The sequence below is a fragment of the Candidatus Contendobacter odensis Run_B_J11 genome (assembly GCF_000531125.1).
Lineage (GTDB): Bacteria > Pseudomonadota > Gammaproteobacteria > Competibacterales > Competibacteraceae > Contendibacter > Contendibacter odensensis.
This window is the reverse complement of record NZ_CBTK010000060.1, coordinates 1-24,299: the sequence shown is the minus strand read 5'-3', so window position 1 is coordinate 24,299 and position 24,299 is coordinate 1. Positions and strand designations below refer to the sequence as shown.

Here is a 24,299-nt window from a genome sequence, read left to right as displayed (position 1 = left end):
CGGGTGTGACAGGAGCCGTCGCTGCCGTGGGCGGGGCGGCTGGCGCGACCGGTGTGGCTATCGTCGCCGGATCGGGCCTGCACTGGGTTGGATTAGCGCTATTGCGAATCTGACCGGCGGCGCATTGGGGCGTACAGCTCGCACCGGTGGGCAGACTCACCATTTCCTGGCCGGGTGGGCAGGTTGGGGTTGCTGATGCTAACTTGGGCGCGGACATGGCTGCCCCCAGGCAGGTCGAGGGGAGAAAGCGTTCTGCCAAGGCATCCTTCGCTCCCACCTGAGCCGCGCTTACGCACAACCAGGTACCGTTGGCCAGACGTTGCAGGGCGAGGACGTTTTTCTTGCCGAATCCCGGCAGATCCATAGCGGCGAGGATATAACCCACGGGTGCGTTGCCGGTACTCGCACCCGGCGCGGCGGCGGGTGTATTCCGCCAATCCAGCCCGGTCATCATGTCGACCGGTTTGCCGCCGGCATCGAGCAGATCAGTGTTTTTCAGTCCGCCCACTGTCGCCAGGGGAATATCCACTCGCAATCGAGCAGCATCGGCAAATTCAAGCCCCTCAACCACGCGGGCCTTGATGACGTAATACCCGTAGGCGAGGCCGCCAATTGCGGCCAGGATCGCAATGATAGCGACTGTAACGAGAACCTCAATGAGGGTGAAACCTGATGGTTTTTTCATATCAACTCTCCGGGTCAATGCCAGGGTTCAGTGTTTGCCTTGCAGCAGTTGGGTCAGCGCCTCTTGCAACAGGTGCGGTTGCGCGTCGTCAAGCTCGACGTTGGGCGCGTCGAATTTCGCGAGCAGGTTCTTCAGTTCCATCTGCGGTGGCCGGGTCACAAACAGGGCGGGCAACCCGGCCCAGGCCAGTTGGGTGCGGAGGCGGGTCAGCCAGACCTCCAGTGGACTCTCGGCAAGCTCGGCATCGATGACCAGGCCAATCACATCGCTGGATTGTTTGAGATAGGCAGCGGCGGACTGATCATCATTCACCCGTTCGACCCCGTAGGGGAGAGCTTCGGCCAGACTCGCGCCCAACGCCGCATTCTGCGATAGAACCAGCACCTTCATACGTTGCCCCGGCTGGCTTTCCTGACTCAGGTTGGCGCTGAGGGACTCCGGGTTGACGCCGTGTTCCACCGCCAGTTCGCGCCAAAAACCCAGGCCGAGGACATGCTGCACCTCGCCGGGCGTGGTTTGCCCCGAAACCAGCCAATCCTTGGCGCTGGCCGCCATCGAGCGCCGGTATCCCCCCGCGACGCGGGCCAGTTCCTCCAGCCGACGCTCGCCCGAGACGATGGTCTGGCGCAGCGCGGGCGATAACTCCAGACTTTCGATGATCGGCAATCGGCCACGAAAGCCGGTGTAGTCACAGGTCTCGCAGCCGCCGGGACGATAGGCCGGATATTCGCCGGTGATGCGCTGAAACTCCGTTTCGCTCGGCGAGTAGGGCGCCTGTGTGGGCAGGCGGCAGGCTTCGCAGAGACAGCGGACCAGGCGTTGGGAGACCACCCCAAGCAGGGCATCGGCCAAAATGCTGGCGTCGAGTCCCAGGTCGAGCAGCCGTGGCAGGGCGCCGAGGGCGTTGTTGGTGTGCAGGGTGGACAGCACCAGATGACCGGTCAGCGCGGCCTGAGTGGCGATGCGCGCGGTTTCGCCATCGCGGATTTCGCCGACCAGGACGATGTCCGGATCCTGGCGCAGGATGGAGCGCAAGGTGTCGGCAAACGACAGGCCCTGCTTTTCGTTGACCTGAACCTGGGAGATCCCCGGTAAGACGTACTCGACCGGATCCTCGATGGTCATGATATTGGTGTCCACCGAGTTCAACGAGGTCAGCAGGGCATAGAGCGTTGAGGTCTTGCCCGAACCGGTGGGGCCGGTCAACAGCACGATGCCGGCGCTGTGTTGGGTCATGCGGCGCAAGGTCTGCTGGTCGGTGGGAGAGAACCGGCTTTGTTGCAGCGAGAAATTTCGGCTTTGATCGAGCAGGCGGCAGACGATCCGGTCGCCGTCGTAGGCCGGCAGGATCGATAATCGGAGGTCGATTTCACGCCGACCATAGGCGAGCCGCAAGCGGCCATCCTGTGGCTTGAGCGGGTTCGGTTCCAGGCCGGCATGGGTCTTGAAATAGCGCGCCAATCCCGCGAGCGTTTCGGCGGGAATGGTGGCGATGCGCCGCAGTCGCCCGTCAACTCGGAGCCGGATGGCTCCACCGCCGACGAAAGGATGGATATGGACATCGGAGGCGTTGCGGTCAATGGCCGAGCGGAGCAGTGCGCCGGCCAGCCTGACGATGTGTTGATCCGTCGAGGAAGCACTCGCCAGCAGGTCAATGACGGCGGTTTTATGTCCCTGGCTGCCACCCGCTGAGGCGAACAGGCGCGTCAAACAGGTATCAATGTCATCCGGTGGCAAAATGACCAGTTCGACATTTCTGGCCACCGCGAAGCGCAAGCGAGTTAACTGCTCATCGGAAAGCCGGGGATCGGCGACGGCAAAACAGGCGGTTTTCTGGGTCAGCCAGAGCTGAACCACTCCCAGCTCACGACAGTGGCGTTCAGGAATCAGGCTGGCGTCACTCGGTTGAAACTGAGCCATGGCGCCGACCTTCAGGCCAAAGGTCTTGGCGACACAATCAGCCAACTCCATCGGCGTGATCTGGAAAATCACGGTCATCTGCCGCCAGGCCTCGCTGAGGTCTTGCGATATGACGACGCTTGGCGGCATCTCAATGCCGGGACGCAGAACGCGCACGGTTTTGGCAAGCCAGTGGCTGGCTTCAGTCATTTCTTAGACTCCACCTGATTCAAGCCTGGTTTGCATCAGGCAAAGTTCGAGGGATTCGCGGTCGCGCTTCTCGCGTTGTTGATCGCGCCGGCCCCGGGTTGCCATCGTCGTTGACCTTGGTGTGGGTAGTGATTAAAAGTGGAAGCTGAGAATCCGGTCGTTATCTGCCGAACAGCGCCCGGGTGTGGGCGGCGGCGACCGTGCTGTCGAATTCACCAACGTAGCACTTCTTGTCCGCAGTGTTGCAGGCAACGCCGTCGGACAGGAGAAGTACGTCTGGTTGTACCCACCCTGCTTCATCAAGGCCATCTGCTTCTGCTGAGCCCTGTCGCCCAGGAACTGCTGGGTAAAGGCCATTGAGATACCGCTGGAATCAGCGCAGATGCCCGCCTTCTTATCACAGAGAATGCCGTCTTCCGGGGAATAGACCGCGCCCCCAGAATACCGGTCATGGTCAACGTCTGGTCGTAGCTCTGGGTCCAGACCCGGATGCCGGTTTCCGTATCGGTCAGACTGGCGATCAGCCGCATCCGGTCGTCGCCCATCCGCACGGTACCGCTCAGGACGTAGTCGACCCCTAGTTCGTTGCCCAAATGCAGTGGATTTGCCCCCCGCGCTCGATACTGGAACATGGTGTCCGGGGCAATCACATGCAGCTCACGGCATTGGGTCAGCAGATGAATGAGTTCCTGGGTCATGCCATCGCAGAGGTAATTCAGCCGGTCGTCGCCGCTCAAGTTGCGGCAGGGCAACACCGCCAGCGCCGGCCCGTAGGACACCCGCAGCAACGAATCACTGTCCCGCTGAATACGATTGACTTGGGCGATTACCGGATCGGTTTGGAATAACGGCAGATAGCCGCCCCTGGGAATTTCGATGCGTAGCGAATCGGCGCGGCCATCGTTCAGGTAGTAGCGCTCCAGCAGATTACGCAACCGGCCAACTTGCACCCGCACCAAAGCGTTGGTCTGTGGATCGAAAGAGGCCGGCTGGTCGAATACATCAACGGCAATCGCGTAAGCCTTGATCCGCTCGACCCGCCCCGCCAGCCCCTCTCTGATCAGATAGCACAGCAACCGAGTCAGTTTCGGCGCGGCCCGGAATGCTGGACAGTCCAGAATACGCCCTAATTCAGCCTTAACTTGTGCTTCCAAACTTGGTTCGGTCACAGAGTGGTTCATTAGACGTTACCAACTATTACTTACAATGGATAGCTCATCAATAATCAATTGATTTGCAAAGACATCGAGCTAACCACGAGCCGATTCGGTGAGCCACAATACGTCTTGGGAGACCCGCTCCACAAGAACCGTCGAAGAACCCTTTATTTGAGGTCGGTTGATGCTCTGGTTGAGTTGTGGAAACCAGGCATCGCCGGCAATAGTTCCGCGACGAATGACGAATCCAAGCCTGACCATTTCGTAGCACTGGTTGCGGCTAGGGGTCTGAATTCGTACTATTTCCGCCCTTGACGGTCGGCCTCATCCGACTTTGCCACTCCTTCATCCTTGTTTTACCAGACGGAAACCAGAAACCATGCGCAGTCATTATTGCGGCCAGATCACCGAGAGCCTGTTGGATCAGGCTGTCACCCTCTGTGGTTGGGCGCATCGCCGCCGCGATCATGGTGGCGTTATTTTCATCGACCTGCGCGACCGTGAGGGTCTGGTGCAAGTCGTGATCGATCCCGACGTGCCGGACGCTTTCGCCAATGCGGAGCGGGTCCGTAATGAATTTGTGCTGCGGGTGATCGGGCGGGTGCGCCGTCGCCCCGAAGGCACCGAGAATTTCAATCTTCCCACCGGCGCGGTGGAAGTGCTGGCCCGCGAGATCGAAATCCTCAACCGTTCCGAGCCGCTGCCGTTCCAACTGGACGATGACGACACCTCCGAGGAAGTGCGGCTGCGCTACCGCTATCTGGATTTGCGCCGACCGGTAATGCAGGAACGGCTGCGGTTGCGCACCCGGGTGGTCAGCGCCCTGCGCCAGTTCCTGGAACAGCACGGCTTTCTGGACATCGAAACGCCGATGCTGACCAAGGCCACCCCGGAAGGCGCTCGCGACTATCTGGTGCCCAGCCGCACCCATCCTGGCAGCTTTTTCGCCCTGCCGCAGTCACCGCAGTTGTTCAAGCAACTGCTGATGATGGCCGGCATGGATCGCTACTATCAGATCGTGCGCTGTTTCCGTGATGAAGATTTGCGCGCCGACCGCCAGCCGGAATTCACTCAGATCGATATCGAAACCTCGTTTCTGGACGAACAGCAGATTACCGATCTGATGGAAGCGATGATCCGCCAGATGTTCAAGGAGGTGCTGGCGGTTGAATTACCCGATCCGTTTCCCCGGATGCCCTACGAAACGGCGATGCAGCGTTACGGTTCCGACAAGCCGGACTTGCGCATCCCGCTGGAACTGACCGAGCTGTCCGATTTGATGGCGGAGGTGGATTTCAAGGTGTTTGCCGCCGCCGCGCAGGATCCGCAGGGGCGAGTGGCGGCGTTGCGGGTGCCGGAGGGCGGCAAGCTGACCCGGCGCGAAATTGACGGTTATACCGAGTTCGTCAGCCGCTACGGCGCTAAGGGTCTGGCCTACATCAAGGTTAATAAAGTCAGCGGTGGGCGCGACGGTTTGCAAGCGCCCATCGTGAAATTTCTGCCCGACGAGGTGCTGGCGAAAATTCTCACCCGCACTGGCGCGGAAAACGGCGATCTGATCTTCTTCGGTGCTGATTCCACCAAAGTAGTCAACGATGCCTTGGGCGCGCTGCGGGTCAAACTTGGTCACGATCTCGGTCTGGTCCATGGCGAGTGGGCACCGCTGTGGGTGGTCAACTTCCCGATGTTCGAGTGGGATGGCAAGGAACAACGCTGGAACGCGCTGCATCATCCTTTCACCGCGCCGCGCAGCGACGATCCGGCTGAGATGCGCGCCAATCCCGGCCAATGTCTGTCGCGGGCCTATGACATGGTGCTGAACGGTACCGAGGTCGGCGGCGGTTCGGTGCGTATCCATCGTCAGGAGATGCAAAGCGCGGTGTTCGATCTGCTGGGCATTGCACCCGACGAGGCGCGGGCCAAGTTTGGCTTCCTGCTGGATGCGCTGAAATACGGTTGTCCGCCCCACGGCGGACTGGCGTTCGGGCTGGATCGGCTGGTGATGCTGATGACCGGCGCCCAGTCGATCCGCGATGTGATCGCCTTCCCCAAAACCCAGAGCGCCGCCTGTCCACTGACTCAGGCTCCCGCGCCAGTGACCGAAGTGCAGTTGCGCGATCTCAATATCCGCCTGCGCCGTGTGCCCTGAACATCCGGTGTCCGCAGATTTCGCAGATTACCGCAGATTACCGGCTGCGCCGTGTGCCCTGAACATCCATCCCAACCTCCCGTTGCCAAAGGAGGGAGCCAGGTTTCCCGCTACAAGCGCCCGGAATCGGTGCTGGTGGTGGTTTACACCGCGACCGGCGAGGTGCTGGTGTTGCGGCGCGGTCAACCGCCCGATTTCTGGCAGTCGGTGACCGGCAGTCTGCACTGGGAAGAAGCCGATCCGCTGGACGCGGCGCGGCGGGAATTGCGCGAGGAAACCGGGCTGGGCGATGAGGTGGAAGTACTCAGTTGCGGCATCATTAACCGCTTCCCGATTGTGCCGCCCTGGAAACAGCGCTACGCGCCGGATGCCGCTGAAAACCTTGAACATGTGTTCCGGGTTCACTTACCAGGCCGCCGAGTGGTCGTTCTCAATCCCGCCGAACATAGCGAATACCAATGGCTGACCCGTGCCGCAGCGGCGGCTAAGGTCACATCCTGGACCAACCGGGACGCTATTTTGCAACTGCCCTGAAGCCCAATCCCTGCTAATGCCATCTTTACACGGATGCCGTCGCATCGAATCAGGAATCGATAGCGGCGAGCGGCGCATTGAGGTTGCGGACGGTGGTTTCGGTCAATTCCGAATTGCACAGTTCGATGAACCGATAGACGAAGTTGCGCAGGTAATGCCCTTTGCGGACGGCGATCCAGGCAATGTTCCGCTCGAACAGAGGCGCATTGTCGAGCAGGCGCAGTCCGCTGTCCTTGGCCGGGCTGTAGGCCATCGCGGCGATGATGCCGATGCCCAGACCGAGTTCGACGTAAGTCTTAATCACATCGGCGTCCAGCGCCGAAATCACAATGTCGGGGATCAATCCGGCGCGGGCGAAGGTGGCGTCGATCCGGGCACGGCCGGTAAAACCTTCGTGGTAAGTGATGATCGGATAGTCGGCAATGGCCTCCAGGGTGAGCGGTGCTTCCGCCGTCAGCGGATGGGACTCCGGCACAATCACCGCATGGTGCCATTCGTAAAAGGCGAAGGCCGCCAGTTCAGCCACATCGGCCAACGCTTCAGTGGCGATGCCGATGTCGGCTTCACCGGACAGCAGCCTCGCGACAATCTCGCTGGGACTGGCCTGATGCAGCGCCAGATGCACCTTGGGAAAAGCCGCCTTGAACTGGCCGACAATCGGCGGCAGCGCGTAGCGGGCTTGGGTGTGGGTGGTGGCGACGCAGAGTTTGCCCTGATCGCGGTTGGAGAACTGCGCCGCCAGTTGGCGAATGTTGTTGGCGTCGAGCAGCATCCGCCTGACGATTTCCACCACTTCCTTGCCCGGTTCCGTCATCCCCAACAACCGTTTGCCCCGGCGGATAAACAACTCCACCCCGAGTTCGTCTTCCAAATCCTTGATGTGCTTGCTCACCCCCGACTGCGAGGTGAACAACGCATTGGCGACCTCGGTCAAGTTGAAATTGCAGCGCACCGCTTCTTGAATGATTTTAAGTTGCTGGAAATTCACGCGGTTTCCGCCCGTAGTTCGTCGGGGGCGAACAGCCGAATCCGCGCCGGCTGCAACCGCACCCATTGTCCGGTATCCAGCTTCAACGCCGCCACCCGCTCGCGTGACAGTTCTACTTCGTAACGATGGCGGGCGTCGAGACCGGCGCCGCTCAGTTCGACTCGCGCCGTGGCACCGAGCGCCAGCACCCGTTCCACCCGCGCCTCAATGCCGGAACGTTCCGATAAATCGGTCACGATGTCCAATTCATGCGGGCGGACAAACCCCAGGGTTTCGGCGCCGGTTTCAAAGCCGTGATGGCCGACCTGCAAGCGGTCCGCGCCCATGTGCAGATGCTGACCCTGCACTCGACCGTGGAACAGATTGACCGCGCCCAGAAAGCCGTAGACGAACGGGGTCGCCGGATGTTCATAGACCTGGGCGGGCGTCCCGATCTGCTCAACGCGACCCTGATTCATCACCACTACCCGGTCTGAAACTTCCAGCGCCTCCTCCTGATCATGGGTGACGAAAATGCTGGTGATATGCAGCGCGTCATGCAGGGTGCGCAACCAGCGGCGCAACTCCTTGCGCACCTTGGCGTCCAGCGCCCCAAACGGCTCATCAAGCAGCAACACGCGCGGCTCGACCGCCAGGGCGCGCGCCAGCGCGATCCGCTGGCGTTGCCCGCCGGACAACTGGGTTGGGTAGCGATTCGCCAGTGCGCTCAGTTGCACCAGGTCGAGGAGTTCACTCACGCGCTGACGAATTTTGTCGGCGGCGGGGCGCTGTCCGCGCGGCTTGACCCGCAGTCCGAAGGACACGTTATCGAACACGGTCATGTGCCGGAACAGCGCGTAATGCTGGAACACGAAGCCGACCTGACGCTCGCGGACATGGGCGGCAGAGGCATCTTCGCCTTCCAGGCACACCTGCCCGCTATCCGCAGATTCCAGGCCCGCAATGATTCGCAACAGAGTCGTTTTGCCACAGCCGGACGGTCCCAGCAGACCCACCAATTCCCCGGTGGGGAAATCCAGAGTGACGTTATCCAGGGCCACGAAATGCCCAAACCGCTTGGCGATATTTTGAACGTGAATGCTCATGACGATGCCTTTTAGAGTTCCCGGCCGGCGTTCATCTGTTGCCGCCCCTGCCATTCCACCCAGGACTTGATGACCAGGGTCAGCAAGGCCAGCAGGGCCAGCAGCGAGGCGATGGCGAAGGCGGCGGCGAAGTTGTATTCGTTGTAGAGGATTTCCACATGCAGTGGCATGGTGTTGGTCCGCCCCCGAATATGGCCGGACACCACCGAGACCGCGCCGAATTCACCCATCGCCCGGGCGTTGCACAAAATCACCCCATAGATCAGACCCCATTTGATATTCGGCAGGGTCACATACCAGAACGTCTTCCAACCGGAAGCCCCCAATACGATGGCTGCCTCTTCTTCCTCCTGTCCCTGCGCTTCCATCAGCGGAATCAGTTCCCGGGCCACGAACGGGAAGGTGACGAACACCGTTGCTAACACCAGAGCGGGCACGGCAAACATGATCCGCACCCCGTGATCGGCCAGCCACGGGCCGAACCAGCCCTGCGCCCCGAACAGCAGCACGAAAGTCAGACCGGCGACCACCGGCGACACCGAGAACGGCAAATCGATCAAGGTGGTGAGCAATTGCTTGCCGCGAAAATCGAATTTGGCGATGGCCCAGGCCGCTGCGACCCCAAACACCAGATTGAGCGGCACGGCAATCGCCGTAACCAGCAGGGTCAGGAAAATTGCGGAGCGGGCATCCGGCTCCACCAGCGCCGCGAAATAGACCCCCCAGCCCTTGCGCAGGGCTTCGGCGAAGACCGTCACCAAAGGCAACAACAAAAACAGTGCAAAGAACGCCAGTGCAATCGTGATCAGCATCCCTCGCACCCAGGTGGGTTCACGGGTGGCGGCGCTGGTCTCGAAGCGCCGCGAGTGGACGGTCCAATGGCTGGCAACAAGAGCGGCCATGCTTAAACTCCTCCGTGTCTGCGACTGACCCATGCCTGCAAGCCATTGATCAGGAAAAGCAAGATAAACGAAGTCACCAGCATGACGGCGGCAATCGCCGTAGCGCCGGGGTAATCGAACTGCTCCAGTTTGGTGATGATCAGCAGCGGAGTGATTTCCGACACCATCGGCACATTGCCGGCGATAAAGATCACCGAACCGTATTCCCCCACCGCGCGGGCGAAGGCCAGGGCGAAGCCAGTCAGCAGCGCGGGCAGCACCGGCGGCAACACCACTCGATAGAACGTCTGCCAGCGATCCGCGCCGAGACTGGCGGCCACTTCTTCCAGTTCGGTCTCCAGATCTTCCAGCACCGGCTGCACCGTGCGCACTACGAAGGGCAGGCTGATGAAGATCAGCGCCACCAGAATCCCCAGCGGGGTGAAGGCGACCTTGATCCCTAACGGTTGCAGCCATTGCCCCAGCCAGCCGTTGCCCGCGTAGATGGCGGTCAGCGCGATGCCGGCGACCGCTGTGGGCAAGGCAAACGGTAAATCGACCAGCGCATCCACGATGCGCCGGCCTGGAAAATCGTAGCGCACCAGCACCCAGGCGAAAATCAGCCCGAACACCGCGTTGATCGCGGCGGCCAGCAGGGAAACGCCATAGGTCAACTGGTATGAGGCCACCACCCGTGGAGTGCTGATCGCCGCCCAGAACGACTCCCAACCCTGAGTTGCGGCTTTCAGAAAGACGGCGCTGAGCGGAATCAAAACGATGAGGGACAGGTAGACCAGGGTATAGCCCAGCGCCAGCGGAAATCCTGGTAAAACCCGTCGCATGGTTCGGGCGCCCATCAGCGCTTCACTACGATCTGATCAAACACGCCACCATCGGCGAAGTGGGTCTTCTGCGCCTGATCGAGACTGCCGAAGACCTCATCCACGGTGAACAGCGGGATCGGCTTGAACTGCTGCGCGTATTTTTGCAACACCGCGTCGAGGCGCGGACGAAAGAAATGCTGGGCGATGATCTCCTGCCCAGCTGGGGAATAGAGAAACTCCAGATAACCCTGCGCCTGCTTTCTCGTCCCTTTGCGATCCACCACTGGATTCACCACTGCGACCGGCGCTTCAGCCTGAAGGCTGATCGAGGGATAAACCACTTCAAAGCCGGCACTCCCCAATTCCTGTTGGATCAGCACCGCCTCATTTTCGAAGGTCACCAGCACATTGCCCAAATCGCGCTGGGTAAAGGTCGTCGTGGCGCCGCGTCCGCCGCCATCCAGCACCGGCACGTTGCGGAACAGCCGGGTCACGAAATCGCGCGCCGCCGTTTCGTCGCCGCCCTTCTTTACCGCATAGCCCCAGGCCGCCAGATAAGTGTAACGACCGTTGCCGGAGGTCTTGGGATTGGGGACGATCACCGCGATGCCCGGTTTGGCCAGATCGTCCCAGTCCCGAATCTGTTTGGGATTGCCCTTGCGCACCAGAAAGAGGGTGGTCGAGGTATAGGGTGCGCTGTGGTGCGGCAAGCGTTGCCGCCAGTCATTCGGAACCAGCCCGCTGCGCGCCAGCAGATCGATATCGGTGGATTGATTCATGGTCACCACATCGGCTTCCAGACCATTCGCGACCGACTGCGCCTGTTTGCTCGATCCGCCGTGGGATTGCTCGACCGTAATGCGCTCACCGCTGGTTTGCTCCCACTGCGCGATGAAGGCGGGGTTAATGTCCTTATACAGCTCCCGCGTTACGTCATAGGAGACATTCAGCAGGGTGACCTCAGCGTGAGCGGCGCCGAGCCACAGGGCGGCGGCGCCCGCCAAAAGAGCGCGAACTATGCGGGGCGAGAAGGGCATCGACAGACTCTGAAAAAGTTATAACCAAGTCGAAGTCTAAAAACGAATGGGAATAATGGAAAATAAGATATTGCGCAATCGTTATGCGATTTTCTGCAATGGCGGGAGGGAGCCGCGAAGCAAAACCGGGTTTGGTCCGGTTCTGCTTCCGCTCACGGGTCAACTAGACCAGCCGTGCGTTGCGCCCGCGCCGATCCGTTCGAGATAGTCGAGCGCCGCGCCAAGGCCGACCGCGTCGGCGATGTTGCCGGTGCCCGCTTTGAAACATGGCGTTACGTTATTTCTCGCACAGTGAAATTGCCGTAAAGTCTGGAGAAATTTCGATAGGGAACATTTCACAATGATCCACAACAGCAGCATCACCGAAAATAGCCTCGATGACTGGGTGCGCGGCAACGCGAGAGAGGCTCAGGGTGTGATTGTTGAACTGGTCTGGCGGCTGGTTGCGGCGTCGGCTCCTAATCCCAAGGAGCGGCGCTTTCCACTCGGAGACAGCATCGGACAACACGGACCGGATGGTGTTTTGAATACGAATTTCGGCTTTGATCCGTTTGTGCCGGAAGGAAGATCGTTCTGGGAAATTGGAACCAATATGGATGCCGGCAAAAAAGCGACCGGTGATTACAATGGCTTGACAGCCGCAACGCCCGAGGAGATCAGACGCGAATCGACGTCCATCTTTGTTACGCCTTCATCGGGAAGAAGAGACTGGGAGTACACATGGAAAGAGGATAAACAAGCCAACTGGCTTGAAAAACGTCGCGGGCAAAACGCTTGGAGGGATGTTCGCGTTATAGACGGCTGCGGACTAATCGACTGGCTGCATCATTTTCCCGCTATCGAACGATGGCTGGCGGATGCAATGCGGTTGCCAGTTCAGCAAATGGAGACACCAGAGCAACGTTGGGCCACATTGAGAACCATCGGCGACCCACCACCGCTCACGCCGCATGTATTTCTTGCCAATCGGGACGAGGCGCGTGAAAAGTTAAAAGAGGTATTTTCTGGGACGCTGCTTCGGTTGAGGCTGGATACCCGCTATCCCAGGCAAGCGGCGGATTTCGTGGTCGCCTATCTGGCGTCCCTGGATGAAGAGACCAAGGTAGAAGCGGTGGGCCGCTGTCTCATCCTGTCGGGTGCGGAAGCCTGGGAGGCGGTAACTGCGCTTAGGGAACGCCACGTACTAATAGCGGATTTCGATCTCGATGACACCGAGTCATCAAGTTCACATCGGTTGCTGGAAAAAGCGAAACGGGCGGGACATGCGGTCGTGTTCGGCGGGATGCGTGGCGGGCGTCCCGATCCAAATCGAGTCGATTTAAGAAATGCCAAGGATTACCAGATTAAGGAAGCTTTGGAAAAAGCGGGTTACAACGAAGAACACGCCCGGAATTTGGCGCAAAGAAGCGATGGCAACCTGAACTCCTTGCTCCGATGCATCCAAAACCTCTCGTTGATGCCGGAATGGGCGCAAGGCGGGGATGCTTCAGAACTCGCCATTGCGGCGCTACTTGGCGGTTGGAATGAGCGATCAGAAGCCGATAAAGCCGTCGTGGAGCAAGTCTCGGGAAACGTCTATAAGGAGTGGATCGGAAAAATGCGTGAAACCGCGTTGCGTCCGGGCGCTCCCCTGATTCAACGGGATGGTTTCTGGAAAGTCGTTGCTCGCTACGAAGCATGGTATGCGCTGGGGTCGCGACTTTTCGATGAGCATTTGGACAGGCTGAAGGAAACCGCTGTTGCTGTTCTACACGAGCGCGATCCGCAGTTCGATCTGCCTCCCGATGAGCGATACATGGCAAATATTCACGGTAAAACGCTAAGCCATTCCCAAAGGCTGCGAAACGGCCTGGCGGAAAGCCTCGCGCTCCTCGGTAGCCATCCTAAGGCGATGACCTCCTGCTCTTTCGATAAGGCTGAAACGACCGCCATGCTGGCGGTGCGGGAAATCCTGGCGGGCGCAGATTCGGTGCTTTGGGCCAGTCTGAACAACCTTTTGCCTTTGTTAGCCGAAGCCGCTCCCCGAGAGTTCCTGGATGCCGTCGCGAAGGCTGTTGATAGCGATCCATGCCCCTTCGATTGGGTATTTAAACAGGAAGGTAAAGGCTTAATGGGCGGTGCCAACTATATGACTGGCTTGCTGTGGGCACTTGAAACTCTGGCCTGGGATGCCGACTATCTGACCCGCGTCGTCATGCTCCTCGGTGAGTTAGCTACGCGAGACCCCGGAGGCAACTGGGGCAATCGTCCCGCCAACTCGCTTACCACCATGCTCTTACCCTGGCTGCCGCAAACTTGCGCGCCGGTAACTAAGAGAAAGATTGCCGTGGCGACTCTCTTGGATGAGTTGCCGGATGTTGCCTGGAAACTGCTACTAACTCTTTTGCCAAATACACATCAATTTTCTTCCGGCTCGCGCAAACCGGCATGGCGGGAGATGATCTCCGATGACTGGTCGAAGGGCGTAACGCATCAGGAGTATTGGGAACAAACCGCCGCTTATGCGGAACTGGCCGTCGGTGAGGCCAAGCAAGACATCGCCAAGCTCGCCAACCTCATTGACCGCCTTGACAATTTCCCACCGTCTGCATACCAGCAGATTCTCGCCCATTTGCGTTCGGACGCAGTGATTTCGATGTCGGAGGCGGAGCGGCTTCGAGTCTGGAACGAGCTTACCCGTTTGATTTCAAAGCACCGGAAATTCGCGGATACCGATTGGGCCATGAAATCGGAAGTGGTCGATGAAATTGAGGCAATTACCGAAGGTCTTGCTCCTCAATCGCCCATATATCTCCACGAACGGCTGTTCACAGAGCATGATTTTGAGCTTTACGAAGAAAAGGATAGCTGGGAAGAGCAACGGAAAAAGCTTGATGATCAGCGGAAAGAAGCCATTAAAGAAATTTATTTATCCGGTGGCATGCAAGCGGTTTTTAAATTCGCTCAATCCGTGCGATCAGCTTGGCAAGCAGGTATCGCATTTGGAGCGATCACTGAATTCGATAGCGATGCAGATATTCTGCCTTTAATGCTGGAATCAGCAGCTAAATCTTTAGCGCAGTTTGCGGCTGGCTTCGTTTGTGGAAGATTTTGCATCCAGGGCTGGCCGTGGATAGACGGCATGAATATGTCGGATTGGACGCTATCAGAAAAAGCGCAACTATTCGCTCATTTACCTTTTAATGAAGAAACTTGGGGTAGGTTGGCGAAAAATTTCGGCAAGAATGAAGCTCCCTATTGGGCAAAAACCTATGTAAACCCCTATCAAGCTGAAAAAAATCTCGAACTCGCTATAGACCGGTTAGTCGAACATGGTCGGCCACATGAAGCGATTCGTTGTCTTGAGCGATTGCGATACGATAAGGGGCCTCTGAATAGTCAGCAAATCGTTCGCGTACTTCAAATGCTTCATTCTTCAGAAACTGCCCAAGCGATAGATCAGAACGCTGTCGTCGAAATCATCAAGGTGCTACAAGACGATCCAAATACAAATCCCGCCGATCTTTTCCAGATCGAATGGGCGTTTCTGCCACTTCTCAATGAACACCGGGGCGCGTCTCCCAAGCTATTGGGACAGCAATTGGCCGACGATCCCGATTTTTTCTGCGAGGCCATTCGGCTTATTTTTCGATCCGATAAGGAAGATCGCCCCGTCGAAGAACCAACGGAACAACAAAAGAATATGGCGACCAATGCCTATCACCTGCTTTACGAGTGGAAGATGCTTCCAGGTAGCCAGAAGGATGGGGCGTTTGATGGCAATGTGCTGACCGCATGGTTGGAGAGGGTCAAAGCAAGTTGTACGGAATCCGGCCATTTAGACATTGCGCTCTCAACATTTGGCAAAGCGCTGGTTCACACCCCTGCCGATCCCGATGGTCTTTGGATACATCACGCCGCTGCACGGGCGCTCAATGCCAAGGATGCCCAGCCTATGCGAGATGGTTTTCGCACCGCACTGTTCAACTCGCGTGGAGTTCACTCATGGACAGCCGGACGAGCAGAACGAGAATTGGCTGAAAGTTATCGGACTAAAGCTGAAGAAGTTGAGGCTTATGGCTACCATCGTCTGGCCCGTACTCTCAGGGAATTGTCTGACTCATATAAGCGGGATGCGGAAAGACAGGCATCAAGAGACCCGTTCGACAATTAGCGCCCTGCCCGAGCTCGGGTTCAAACACCGAGTCCATTGGCATCGAACACCCCCTCAAACAATGAGAAACTCAGGTACCACTCACGGCGGCGACAAAGGCCAGCGCGATCCCGGTATTGCCGCTGGTCGGCTCCACCAGTTCCTTGCCCGGTCCCAGCAGACCCCGCTGTTCCGCATCCCAAACCATGGCGGCCCCAATCCGGCATTTGACCGAATAGGCCGGATTACGCCCTTCGATCTTCGCCAGCACCGTAGCGGGCGCGCCCTCCGTGATCCGGTTGAGCCGGACCAGCGGGGTGCGTCCGATGGAATGGGAATTGTCTTGGTGCCAATGCGGCATAACTCAATGACTCCAATAAGTTAGCGGCTGGGCTGATAGATTTGATCGAACACGCCGCCGTCGGCGAAATGGGTTTTTTGCGCCTTCTGCCAGCCGCCGAACACCTCGTCAATGGTGAACAGATTCACCTGGGGAAATTGACTCGCGTACACGGCTGCGACTTTGGAATCGCGCGGGCGGTAGAAATTCTTACCCGCAATATTCTGTCCTTCCACGCTATACAGATAGTTCAGATAGGCCTCAGCCACCTTGCGCGTCCCTTTCTTGTCCACCACCGTGTCCACCACCGCCACCGGCGGCTCGGCCAGAATCGACAGCGACGGCACCACGATCTCGAATTTTTCCCTCCTGTAAATTTTCCTGTGATGGTGAGGGCTGGTAGCGTCAGGCTAGGGCGTTAACTGAATTCAACCCGTTGATCTCAATAGGTGATGTTCATTTTATCTGCCTGCCCCACAGTTCCGATCACAGGAAAATTTACAGGAGGAATTCCTGCGGAGGACATTTTCGGTCTCCAGCCCGGCCAAGAAAAGCCGATGAACCCAATTTTAGGCGAAAAACCCATTTTCGCGCCAGAAAACCGCAACACCTGAAAAAAACCTGCTATCCGCTGCAATCGCCAGCGACCCGGAGCCAACGACAAGTGGTTCGCAGCCAGCTCAGGGTTTTTCGCCAGAACCCTGATAAAATCAGTCCATCATTCCAACCAACAACACGGTCGCTATCCCGCTCATGCCGCGTAGCGTTGACGAAATCCTGCAACTCGCGCCCGATACCGCCTCGGCCAAGGCCGCTAAAGGCCTGGTCGTTCCCGCCAAATGGCCGAATCTGGGCGCTACCGAAGCGGTCTTATGGGGCGAATGCCAGGGCAGCGGATCAAAGCCTTATCAGGTGCAGATCGATCAGTCCGAACCGGCTTTCCGCTGCACCTGCCCCAGCCGCAAATTCCCCTGCAAGCACGGCTTGGCGCTGATGCTGCTGTGGACGCAGCACACCGCCCGTTTTACCCAAGGCGTTGAGCTTCCGGCCTGGGTCGCTGAATGGCTGGCGTCCCGGCAGAAACGCGCCGAAAAACAGGAGCAAAAGGTCAAGGCCGCCGCTGAAACTCCCGAAGCGCCCGCCGATCCGCAAGCCGCCGCCAAGCGTGAAGCGGTCCGGCAGCAGCGGATGAACGCGGGCATTGACGAGTTGGAGCGGTGGCTGGCCGATCATGTGCGTCACGGGTTGGCTCTATTGCCCGCGCAACCCAAAGTTTGGGGCGAGATCGCGGCGCGAATGGTGGATGCGCAACTGCCTGGTTTAGCTTTTCGGCTACGGCAACTGGAATGGGTGGCCGGGCGCGGCCACGATTGGCCGACGCGATTGCTGGCCCGTTTCGGCCAATTGCAACTGCTGATTGACGCTTTCCGCCGGATCAGCGAGTTGCCGGAACCGGTACAGGCCGATGTCCGCACCGCTTTGGGGCTGGCGACCGACAAGACGGTCGTGGTTGCCCAAGGCGAGCGGATCGCCGATACCTGGCGGGTACTGGGGCAGAGCGTGGATGAAGAAGATCGCTTGTGGGTGCGCCGGGTCTGGCTGCACGGCCAGCACTCCGGTCGCCGGGCGCTGCTGCTGGATTATGCCCACGGTACGCGCCGCTTCGACTTGAGCATCGTCACCGGCGCCGCCTTAACCATGAGTCTGGCGTTCTATCCCAGCGCCGCGCCGTTGCGGGCCCTCATCGTGGACACCCCGCAGTTAGCGCCGAACGCCAAGAAGATGCCGGTTGTTACGCTGGCTGCCGCGCTGGCGGATCTGGCTGCCGCCGTCTCTGCCAATCCCTGGCAATGGCCGCAATCGCTGTTGATCAGCGATGGCGTCCCCACGCCGACCCAAGCCGGCTGGCGGCTGCGCACCGTGGCCGGGCAGCAGTTGCCCCTGCATCTGCCCGATGAAGCGGCCTGGCCGTTGGTCGCAGAAAGCGGCGGATCGCCGATTACCCTGTTCGGTGAGTGGAACGGCGAAACATTGCGCCCGCTCAGTGTTTGGACTCACGATCTGGTCTGGCGGGAAAAGGCGGATGCGACATGAACCTGCTCAGCGAACTTTCCACCCAGGTTTTGATTGGCGTCGAACGGCGGCAACCCACTTTGCCCGCTGCGTCGGGATTGCTTGGCGAACTGCTGATCGACATCGCCAACGCCACTCCGGTGGCGGAAACTCAGGTGTTGCGCGCCGCCGGGGCTATCGGCATTTGCGCCTTGGCCGGTTATCAGCCTGCGCTATCAGATGAAGCGGCAATGGCGGTCTGTCCCGCTGAAACCCGGCGGATTCCGACCCATCGATCCCTGATTTCCGCCTTGCGGCATATTTTCGACGACGGTCCCGAACGGTTGCGGGTGGAAGCGTTGCGGCGACTGGCCGATGCTGGATACGGGATGCCGCCGCGTCTGCTGATCGGCCTGTTGCAACACGGCCAACGCAGTTCCGCGCTACGGCCGTTCATGGCGCAAGCGGTCGGGCAGCGTGGGCGCTGGCTGGCTGATCTGAATCCAGAATGGCGCTATCTCGCGCCCAGCAGCGATGAAACACCCGACCCGCAAAGCTGGGAAACCGGCACGCTGGAACAACGCCAGCAGTTTATCGGCTGGACTCGCCGCCGCGATCCGGCGCAAGCCCGCACCCTGTTGAGCGCGGCAATGGGCGAGATGGACGCCCGCGAACGCGCCAAGCTGCTGGAAACGATGCGCATGGGTTTGAGCGCGGACGATGAGGATTTTGTCGAGAACCTGCTGCGCGACCGCAGTAAAGAGGTGCGGCAAATCGCCGCGAGCTTGCTGGCGATGCTGCCTGACAGCCGCTATGTCCAGCGCATGATCGAACGGCTGACCCCTGGCCTGAAGAACGAACGGAAATTATTGCGCCGGAAATTGACCTTGGAACCGCCGGAGCAATTCGGCGCGGACTGGAAACAGGATGCGCTTAAGGAAAATCGGGTGCAAAGCGAAGCGCTGGGGGAGCGGGCGTGGTGGCTGTATCAGATCGCCCGCGTCCTTCCGCTGGCCTGGTGGGAACAGCAAACCGTCATGTCCGCCGCTGAACTGCTTCAGTGGGCTAAAGGCAGCGATTGGAGCTTGGCCCTGCTGCGCGCCTGGCATGAGGCATTGACCCGCGAGCTTAACGCCGCTTGGGCGGAGGCGCTGCTGGATCAGTTGCCGCTCAAGAAGTGGAAGCCCGATCTTTTTGAATTGATCGCGGTGCTTCCCGCGTCGCGCCGCGAATCGCACTGGCTGCGCCTGTTCGAAGACGGCGCGAAACAGCTTTCGCATGGCGAGCTGCTGGCGCGGATTGCGTCATCGCTGCCGCTCGATAGCCCGATGCTGTCGCCCGATTTCGCCCGGCGGGCGCTCCAGATTATCAAGAATAATCTGGTTCAGGATTTTGCTCGATGGGATTACACGCTGCGGACTTCGCTGATCGAGTTTATCTGCCTGTTTCCCGCCGAAATCCTTGCCGAAGCCGCTGAGGGCTGGCCCATCGATCAGGCGGATAGCCACCCCTATGTCGCTGAAACGGCAGCGCGGGTGCTGGCCGTCGTCAAGCAGCGCCAGACGCTGATTCACCAGATTTTCCCGCTAGAATGATGTTGATTGTGAGTAATTCCAAGTGAAGCTGGGCAGCTTGCCCGTATTAAAACGGGCAAGCTGCCCATTCTATAGCACAGCAAGCGAAAGTCCTGACAACAATCCGCCGGTGGGTAAGGGAGCGTGCTCATGTCTTCGTGCAGCCATATTTTGATCATCGACGACCAGCCGGATAACCTGCTCATCCTGGAGGATCTGCTGGGCGCCGCCTATGCGGTTCATACGGCGAACGCAGGCCAGGAAGCCCTGGATTACCTGGCGGCGGGAGGCAGCGCTGACCTGATCCTGCTCGACGTAGTGATGTCGGATTTGGATGGCTTCGAGGTCTGTCGCCGACTCAAGGTCGACCCGGCCACCCGCGAGATTCCAGTCATTTTCCTGACTGCTCTGAACAGCATCGAGGCCGAGGAGCAGGGGTTGTCCTTGGGCGCTGATGACTTTATCCACAAGCCTTTTTCACCACCGGTGGTGCTGGCGCGGGTGCGCAATCATCTGGAATTGAGCCGGACCAACCGCTTGCTGCGGAAACACGGCGAAGACCTGGAACGCCGGGTGGCGGAGCGCGCTGCGGCCTTACAGGCTGCTAACCAACAATTACATCGGGAAATCAGCCAGCGCGAACAGACGGAGGACGCCCTGCGGCAGAGCGAGGCCCGCTTCCAAGCGCTGCTGGCCATGGCCTCGGACTGGTTTTGGGAACAGGACGACCAGTTCCGGTTCACCTTTTTTTCCGACGGATTGGCGCGTGTCAATATCGCGGCCGACGAACTCTTGGGCAAGACGCGCTGGGAGTTGTCCGTTGATTCTGGGTCCGCCGACTGTACGGCGCACCGCGCCCTGTTGGAAGCCCACCAGCCGTTCCGGGATTTCGAGTATCGGGTCAAGACGGCGTCCGGGGAGCACTGGCTCAGCACCAACGGCCAGCCGCTGTTCGACGCATCGGGACGCTTCGTTGGCTATCGCGGCACGACCCGCGACGTGACCCAGCGCAAACAAGCCGAACAGACGTTAACCAAGGCCCAGGAAAACCTGGCCGAGACTAACGCCAAGCTCAATGCCGAAATCGCCAGTCGCCTGCACATGGAACTGGAACTGCGCCTGGCGCAAAAGCTGGAAGCGGTTGGACAACTGGCCGCCGGCATCGCCCACGAGATCAACACGCCGATTCAGTACATCGGCGACAGCGTCCATTTTCTCCAAACCGCCTTTGATGATTTACAAACCCTGCTCGACTGTTATCGGGAGGGCAGCGCAGTGCTGGCGCAACAACCGGAGCAAGCGGGACTGGCCGCCGCGATCCAGGACGCCGAGGAGATGGCCGATCTGGAGTATCTGCGGGAAAATGTGCCGCCCGCCTTCGAGCGCACCCTGGAAGGCATCGGCCACGTCACCGGCATCGTGCGGGCCATGAAGGAATTTGCCCATCCCGATCAGCGGGAAAAAAGTCCGGGCGATCTCAACAAAGCCCTCCTGAACACCCTCATCGTCGCCCGTAACGAATACAAATATGTCGCTGACGTGGAGACCCAATTGGGCGAACTGCCGCCGGTTTCGTGCTACCTGAGCGATCTCAATCAGGTGTTTCTGAATCTGGTGGTCAACGCCGCCCACGCCATCGCCGACGTGGTGCGCGACAGCCCGCAACGGGGCCGAATCACTCTTTCCACCCGGCTGGACGGCGACCAGGTGGAAATCACCATCGCCGACACCGGCGGCGGTATCCCGGCGGCGATTCGCGACCGGGTGTACGATCCGTTCTTCACCACCAAACCGGTGGGCCAGGGCAGCGGCCAAGGCTTGGCCATCGCCCGTTCCATCGTGGTGGACAAACACCAGGGCACCTTGCATTTCGACAGCGCGCCCGGACAAGGCACGACCTTTTACATTCGACTGCCGGTCGGTTGACAACGAGGAGTACCACCCGCCATGAAACGCATCCTGTTTGTCGATGACGAACCGCGAGTGCTGGAAGGGTTGCAGAATTTGCTGCGCCGCCATCGCCGCAAGTGGGACATGACCTTTGCCCCCGGCGGCCCGGCGGCGCTGGAACTGCTCAAGACCCAGCGTTTCGATGTCATCGTTTCCGACATGCTGATGCCGGAAGTGAACGGCGCCGCGCTGCTGACGTGGGTGCAACGCGAGTATCCCCACACCGTGCGCATCGTGCTGTCCGGCCACATGGAAGTGCAGATGGTGATGCAAGCCCTTCCGGTGGTCCATCAGTTTCTCAGCAAGCCCTGCGATGCCGAGCAACTGGAAAACGTGATCGAGCGGACCTGTCAGATTCAGACGCTGATCGATGATCCGAAAATCCAGCAGGCGGTGGGTGGCATCCAGCAGTTGCCGGCGCTGCCACAGGTCTACCAGCAACTCACGCAGGCTTTGGCCGAGGACCGAACCCAGGCGCGGGACGTAGCCACCTTGCTCCAGCAGGACATGACCCTGTGCGCCAAGCTGCTGCAAATCGTCAATTCCGCCTTCTTCCGGCTGGCCCGGCGCATTACCAATGTCGAGGAAGCGGTGTGCTACCTTGGTTTTACCATGGTGCGCAATCTGGCGCTGACCATCGGGGTGTTTAACGCCAGCGAGCAACCGGCCGGTTTTTCGTTCGAGGCTTTGCAACAACAGGCCCTGCGCGTCGCCAGCCTGTCTCGCCAGATCATCGCCGATTCACGCCGCGCCGATGACGCCTATATGGCGGGCATGTTGCACAACATCGGCAAACTGGTGCTGGCGTTGCGGATGCCGGAACCGTCGCGGCAGGCGCGGGCTTTGGCCCGCCAGCGCCAACGGCCGCTGTGGCAAATGGAGCAGGAATTGTTGGGAGTATCGCACGCTGAAGTGGGCGCCTATCTGTTGGGTTTATGGGGTTTGCCGTATCCGATCATCGAGGCGGCGGCCTATCACCATCAACCCCGAACCGCGCCCCCCTACGAGTTTGATGTGTTGGCGGCAGTTCATATCGCCAATGGGTTGATCGGTGAAATGGCCGAGACCGATGGCCTTCCACCAGGGCCGTTGGATAGCGATTATCTGGCGGCGCTGGGCGTACTCGGTAAGCTGGAGGGCTGGCGAGCGCTGGCAAATACTCAGAGCGCTGCTCTGGATCAGGAGTGATGAAAATATGATCGAACGCCCACGGGTGCTGTGCGTGGATGACGAACCCAAGGTGCTGGAGGGGTTGAAGCTGCACTTGCACCGACATTATGAAGTTCAGACCGCCAACGGGGGTCAAATGGCGCTGGAATTGTTGGAGCGGGAAGGCCCCTTCGCCGTGGTGCTGTCGGACATGCGGATGCCGGGTATGGATGGCGCGGCGCTGCTGAGTCAAGTCCGCCAACGCAGTCCCGATACCACGCGGATGTTACTGACCGGCCAAACCGATCTCGACTCGGCCATTGCGGTAGTCAACGAGGGTCAACTGTTCCGCTTCCTGACCAAACCCTGCCCGCCGCCGGTGTTGCTCAAGGCGTTCGAGGCCGGGATCGCCCAACACCGGTTGATCACTGCCGAACGGGTGTTGCTGGAGCAAACCCTGCGCGGTGTGATCCAGACCCTGACCGATATTCTGTCCCTGACCCACCCGGTCGCCTTTGGCCGCGCCAACCGCCTCAAGCGCCATGCCGTGGATTTGGCCAAACAAATCGGGCTGCACCAGGCGGTATGGCCGTTGGAAGTGGCGGCCATGTTGTCGCAGATTGGCTGCATCATCCTACCCAACGAGACCCTGGAAAAGCTGTATCGAGGTGGGATTCCGAACGAGAAGGAGCGGGCGATGGTGGCGCGGGTGCCGGCGGTGACCGAGCAATTGCTCAGTGGCATTCCCCGGCTGGAAGCAGTGCTGGCTATCCTCAGAAATCAGGATAAACCGTATCGGTTCAATCCGGCCGAACTCGACGCCATCCACGTCGGCGGGCCGATCCTGAAACTCGTCGGTGACTTCGATGCCCTGATCAATCAGGGCCATCCGGCGCCACGGGCGCTCGACACCTTGCGTGGCCGGGCTGGACGGTACGATCCAACCTTGCTCAACGCCTTGGTCGCCATTCGCAGCCCCGCCGCCGATCAGCAGGGATCGCCGAAGAAGGAAATCTCCATTCTGGCGCTCCAGGTGGGCATGGTGTTCGTTGAGGACGTTCGCAGAAAAAGCGGCGCCTTGCTGGTCACGCGCGGGACTGAGGTGACGCCGGGACTGCTGGAGCGGTTGTGCAATCTGAGGGATGCGGAGGATTTGCCACCAGTGAAAATTATTATGGCGGCTGATTTGGTCCAGGACGGTTGAACCACCGCCCGCCCTCAGGAAACCTCGAAAACTCCACACTTCGACAAGCCCAGTGCGAACGGCTTCTTCATATTCAATAGGTTACATTTGTGGTGAGCTTGTCGAACCATGAACCGGTTTTTCGAGACTCTCCTCAGTCATGGCGGGCGCCGCTTTCCCGCTCCGCCCACAGGGTAGTCAGCGCCGCCTCATAATCGAAGTCGGCAATCCGGCGCAACAGGGTGTCCCCAGCCGCGCCAAGCCCGGCGCGCAATAGCGGTTCCTCGGTGCGCGCCAGTTCGTTAGCCGCCATATCCCCCACCTCCAACAGATTTTCCAGCCGCGCCAGCACTGCGGCCAGGCGGGTCGCGTCCACGGCAACGGGCGCGAGGGTGCTGTCGGCCAGCGCCCCACGAATGCCGTCCAGCAGAAGCGGCAGTTCAGCGGCCAGGGTCTGGACACAGCGGTTG

Annotated in this window: 18 protein-coding genes and 4 pseudogenes; 9 read left to right on the top strand and 13 right to left on the bottom strand. The window is 59.6% G+C overall.

Annotated features, from left to right (window positions below; all coding sequences use genetic code 11):
• The 4 genes from BN874_RS05155 to BN874_RS25385 all read right to left on the bottom strand — a co-directional run.
• On the bottom strand, positions 1 to 685 hold a 685-nt coding region (locus BN874_RS05155; RefSeq protein ID WP_034431337.1), incomplete at its 3' end, for a prepilin-type N-terminal cleavage/methylation domain-containing protein.
• 27 nt (positions 686 to 712) lie between these two features.
• Positions 713 to 2,794: a GspE/PulE family protein gene (locus tag BN874_RS05150; protein ID WP_051497443.1), complete on the bottom strand. Its 2,082-nt coding sequence runs from the start codon at positions 2,792 to 2,794 to the stop codon at positions 713 to 715.
• A gap of 132 nt (positions 2,795 to 2,926) precedes the next feature.
• Entirely contained in the window at positions 2,927 to 3,178 is a 252-nt protein-coding gene (locus BN874_RS26350) for a YcgJ family protein (RefSeq protein ID WP_420886107.1), read from the bottom strand.
• Positions 3,094 to 3,963, bottom strand: a complete 870-nt coding sequence (locus BN874_RS25385) for a hypothetical protein (RefSeq protein ID WP_230314339.1) — start codon at positions 3,961 to 3,963, stop codon at positions 3,094 to 3,096. Before BN874_RS25385 ends, BN874_RS26350 begins: the two co-directional genes overlap by 85 nt.
• Before the next feature lie 367 nt (positions 3,964 to 4,330).
• Here BN874_RS25385 and aspS point away from each other — a divergent pair, with 367 nt between their 5' ends.
• Positions 4,331 to 6,100 carry an aspartate--tRNA ligase gene (gene aspS, locus BN874_RS05140; protein WP_034431335.1) on the top strand — a complete coding sequence of 590 codons (1,770 nt, stop codon included), beginning with the start codon at positions 4,331 to 4,333 and terminating at the stop codon, positions 6,098 to 6,100.
• A gap of 51 nt (positions 6,101 to 6,151) precedes the next feature.
• Positions 6,152 to 6,634, top strand: coding sequence for a dihydroneopterin triphosphate diphosphatase (nudB, locus tag BN874_RS05135; protein WP_081756156.1), 483 nt, complete (start codon positions 6,152 to 6,154; stop codon positions 6,632 to 6,634).
• A gap of 49 nt (positions 6,635 to 6,683) precedes the next feature.
• On the opposite strand, the gene BN874_RS05130 is transcribed toward nudB, so the two are convergent.
• From BN874_RS05130 to BN874_RS26345, 6 genes and pseudogenes are all read right to left on the bottom strand, one after another.
• Positions 6,684 to 7,622, bottom strand: a complete 939-nt coding sequence (locus tag BN874_RS05130) for a CysB family HTH-type transcriptional regulator (protein WP_034431333.1) — start codon at positions 7,620 to 7,622, stop codon at positions 6,684 to 6,686.
• Positions 7,619 to 8,707: a sulfate/molybdate ABC transporter ATP-binding protein gene (locus tag BN874_RS05125; protein WP_034431332.1), complete on the bottom strand. Its 1,089-nt coding sequence runs from the start codon at positions 8,705 to 8,707 to the stop codon at positions 7,619 to 7,621. The genes BN874_RS05130 and BN874_RS05125 overlap by 4 nt, the downstream gene beginning before the upstream one ends.
• 11 nt (positions 8,708 to 8,718) lie before the next feature.
• Positions 8,719 to 9,609: a sulfate ABC transporter permease subunit CysW gene (gene cysW / locus BN874_RS05120; protein ID WP_034431331.1), complete on the bottom strand. Its 891-nt coding sequence runs from the start codon at positions 9,607 to 9,609 to the stop codon at positions 8,719 to 8,721.
• 2 nt (positions 9,610 to 9,611) lie between these two features.
• Positions 9,612 to 10,430: a sulfate ABC transporter permease subunit CysT gene (cysT, locus tag BN874_RS05115; RefSeq protein WP_230314338.1), complete on the bottom strand. Its 819-nt coding sequence runs from the start codon at positions 10,428 to 10,430 to the stop codon at positions 9,612 to 9,614.
• A gap of 14 nt (positions 10,431 to 10,444) precedes the next feature.
• Entirely contained in the window at positions 10,445 to 11,449 is a 1,005-nt protein-coding gene (locus tag BN874_RS05110; RefSeq protein ID WP_051497442.1) for a sulfate ABC transporter substrate-binding protein, read from the bottom strand.
• 189 nt (positions 11,450 to 11,638) lie between these two features.
• A pseudogene (locus BN874_RS26345) lies at positions 11,639 to 11,713 on the bottom strand (aminotransferase class V-fold PLP-dependent enzyme); the annotation flags it as partial.
• 76 nt (positions 11,714 to 11,789) lie between these two features.
• Between BN874_RS26345 and BN874_RS05105 the strand changes: the two are divergent.
• Positions 11,790 to 15,602, top strand: a complete 3,813-nt coding sequence (locus tag BN874_RS05105; RefSeq protein ID WP_034431327.1) for a hypothetical protein — start codon at positions 11,790 to 11,792, stop codon at positions 15,600 to 15,602.
• Between the two features lie 76 nt (positions 15,603 to 15,678).
• On the opposite strand, the pseudogene BN874_RS05100 reads toward BN874_RS05105, so the two are convergent.
• Together BN874_RS05100 and BN874_RS05095 are read right to left on the bottom strand one after the other, a co-directional pair.
• Positions 15,679 to 15,942 (bottom strand): annotated as a pseudogene (locus BN874_RS05100) (pyridoxal-phosphate dependent enzyme); the annotation flags it as partial.
• Positions 15,943 to 15,962: 20 nt separating this feature from the next.
• Positions 15,963 to 16,295 (bottom strand): annotated as a pseudogene (locus tag BN874_RS05095) (sulfate ABC transporter substrate-binding protein); the annotation flags it as partial.
• 75 nt (positions 16,296 to 16,370) lie between these two features.
• Here BN874_RS05095 and BN874_RS24230 point away from each other — a divergent pair.
• From BN874_RS24230 to BN874_RS05070, 6 genes are all read left to right on the top strand, one after another.
• Positions 16,371 to 16,535, top strand: a complete 165-nt coding sequence (locus BN874_RS24230; protein WP_154724751.1) for a hypothetical protein — start codon at positions 16,371 to 16,373, stop codon at positions 16,533 to 16,535.
• A 139-nt stretch (positions 16,536 to 16,674) separates the two neighbouring features.
• Positions 16,675 to 18,015 carry an SWIM zinc finger family protein gene (locus BN874_RS05090; protein ID WP_034431324.1) on the top strand — a complete coding sequence of 447 codons (1,341 nt, stop codon included), beginning with the start codon at positions 16,675 to 16,677 and terminating at the stop codon, positions 18,013 to 18,015.
• Positions 18,012 to 19,568, top strand: coding sequence for a DUF5691 domain-containing protein (locus tag BN874_RS05085; protein ID WP_034431323.1), 1,557 nt, complete (start codon positions 18,012 to 18,014; stop codon positions 19,566 to 19,568). Before BN874_RS05090 ends, BN874_RS05085 begins: the two co-directional genes overlap by 4 nt.
• Positions 19,569 to 19,697: 129 nt before the next feature.
• Complete coding sequence (locus tag BN874_RS05080) at positions 19,698 to 21,473, top strand: ATP-binding protein (RefSeq protein WP_051497441.1); 1,776 nt, start codon at positions 19,698 to 19,700, stop codon at positions 21,471 to 21,473.
• Between the two features lie 21 nt (positions 21,474 to 21,494).
• Positions 21,495 to 22,685 carry a response regulator gene (locus BN874_RS05075; protein WP_051497440.1) on the top strand — a complete coding sequence of 397 codons (1,191 nt, stop codon included), beginning with the start codon at positions 21,495 to 21,497 and terminating at the stop codon, positions 22,683 to 22,685.
• A 7-nt stretch (positions 22,686 to 22,692) separates the two neighbouring features.
• On the top strand, positions 22,693 to 23,850 hold the full coding sequence (locus tag BN874_RS05070) for a response regulator (RefSeq protein WP_051497439.1): 1,158 nt from the start codon (positions 22,693 to 22,695) through the stop codon (positions 23,848 to 23,850).
• 133 nt (positions 23,851 to 23,983) lie between these two features.
• On the opposite strand, the pseudogene BN874_RS24985 reads toward BN874_RS05070, so the two are convergent.
• Positions 23,984 to 24,299, bottom strand: a pseudogene (locus BN874_RS24985) (hypothetical protein); the annotation flags it as partial.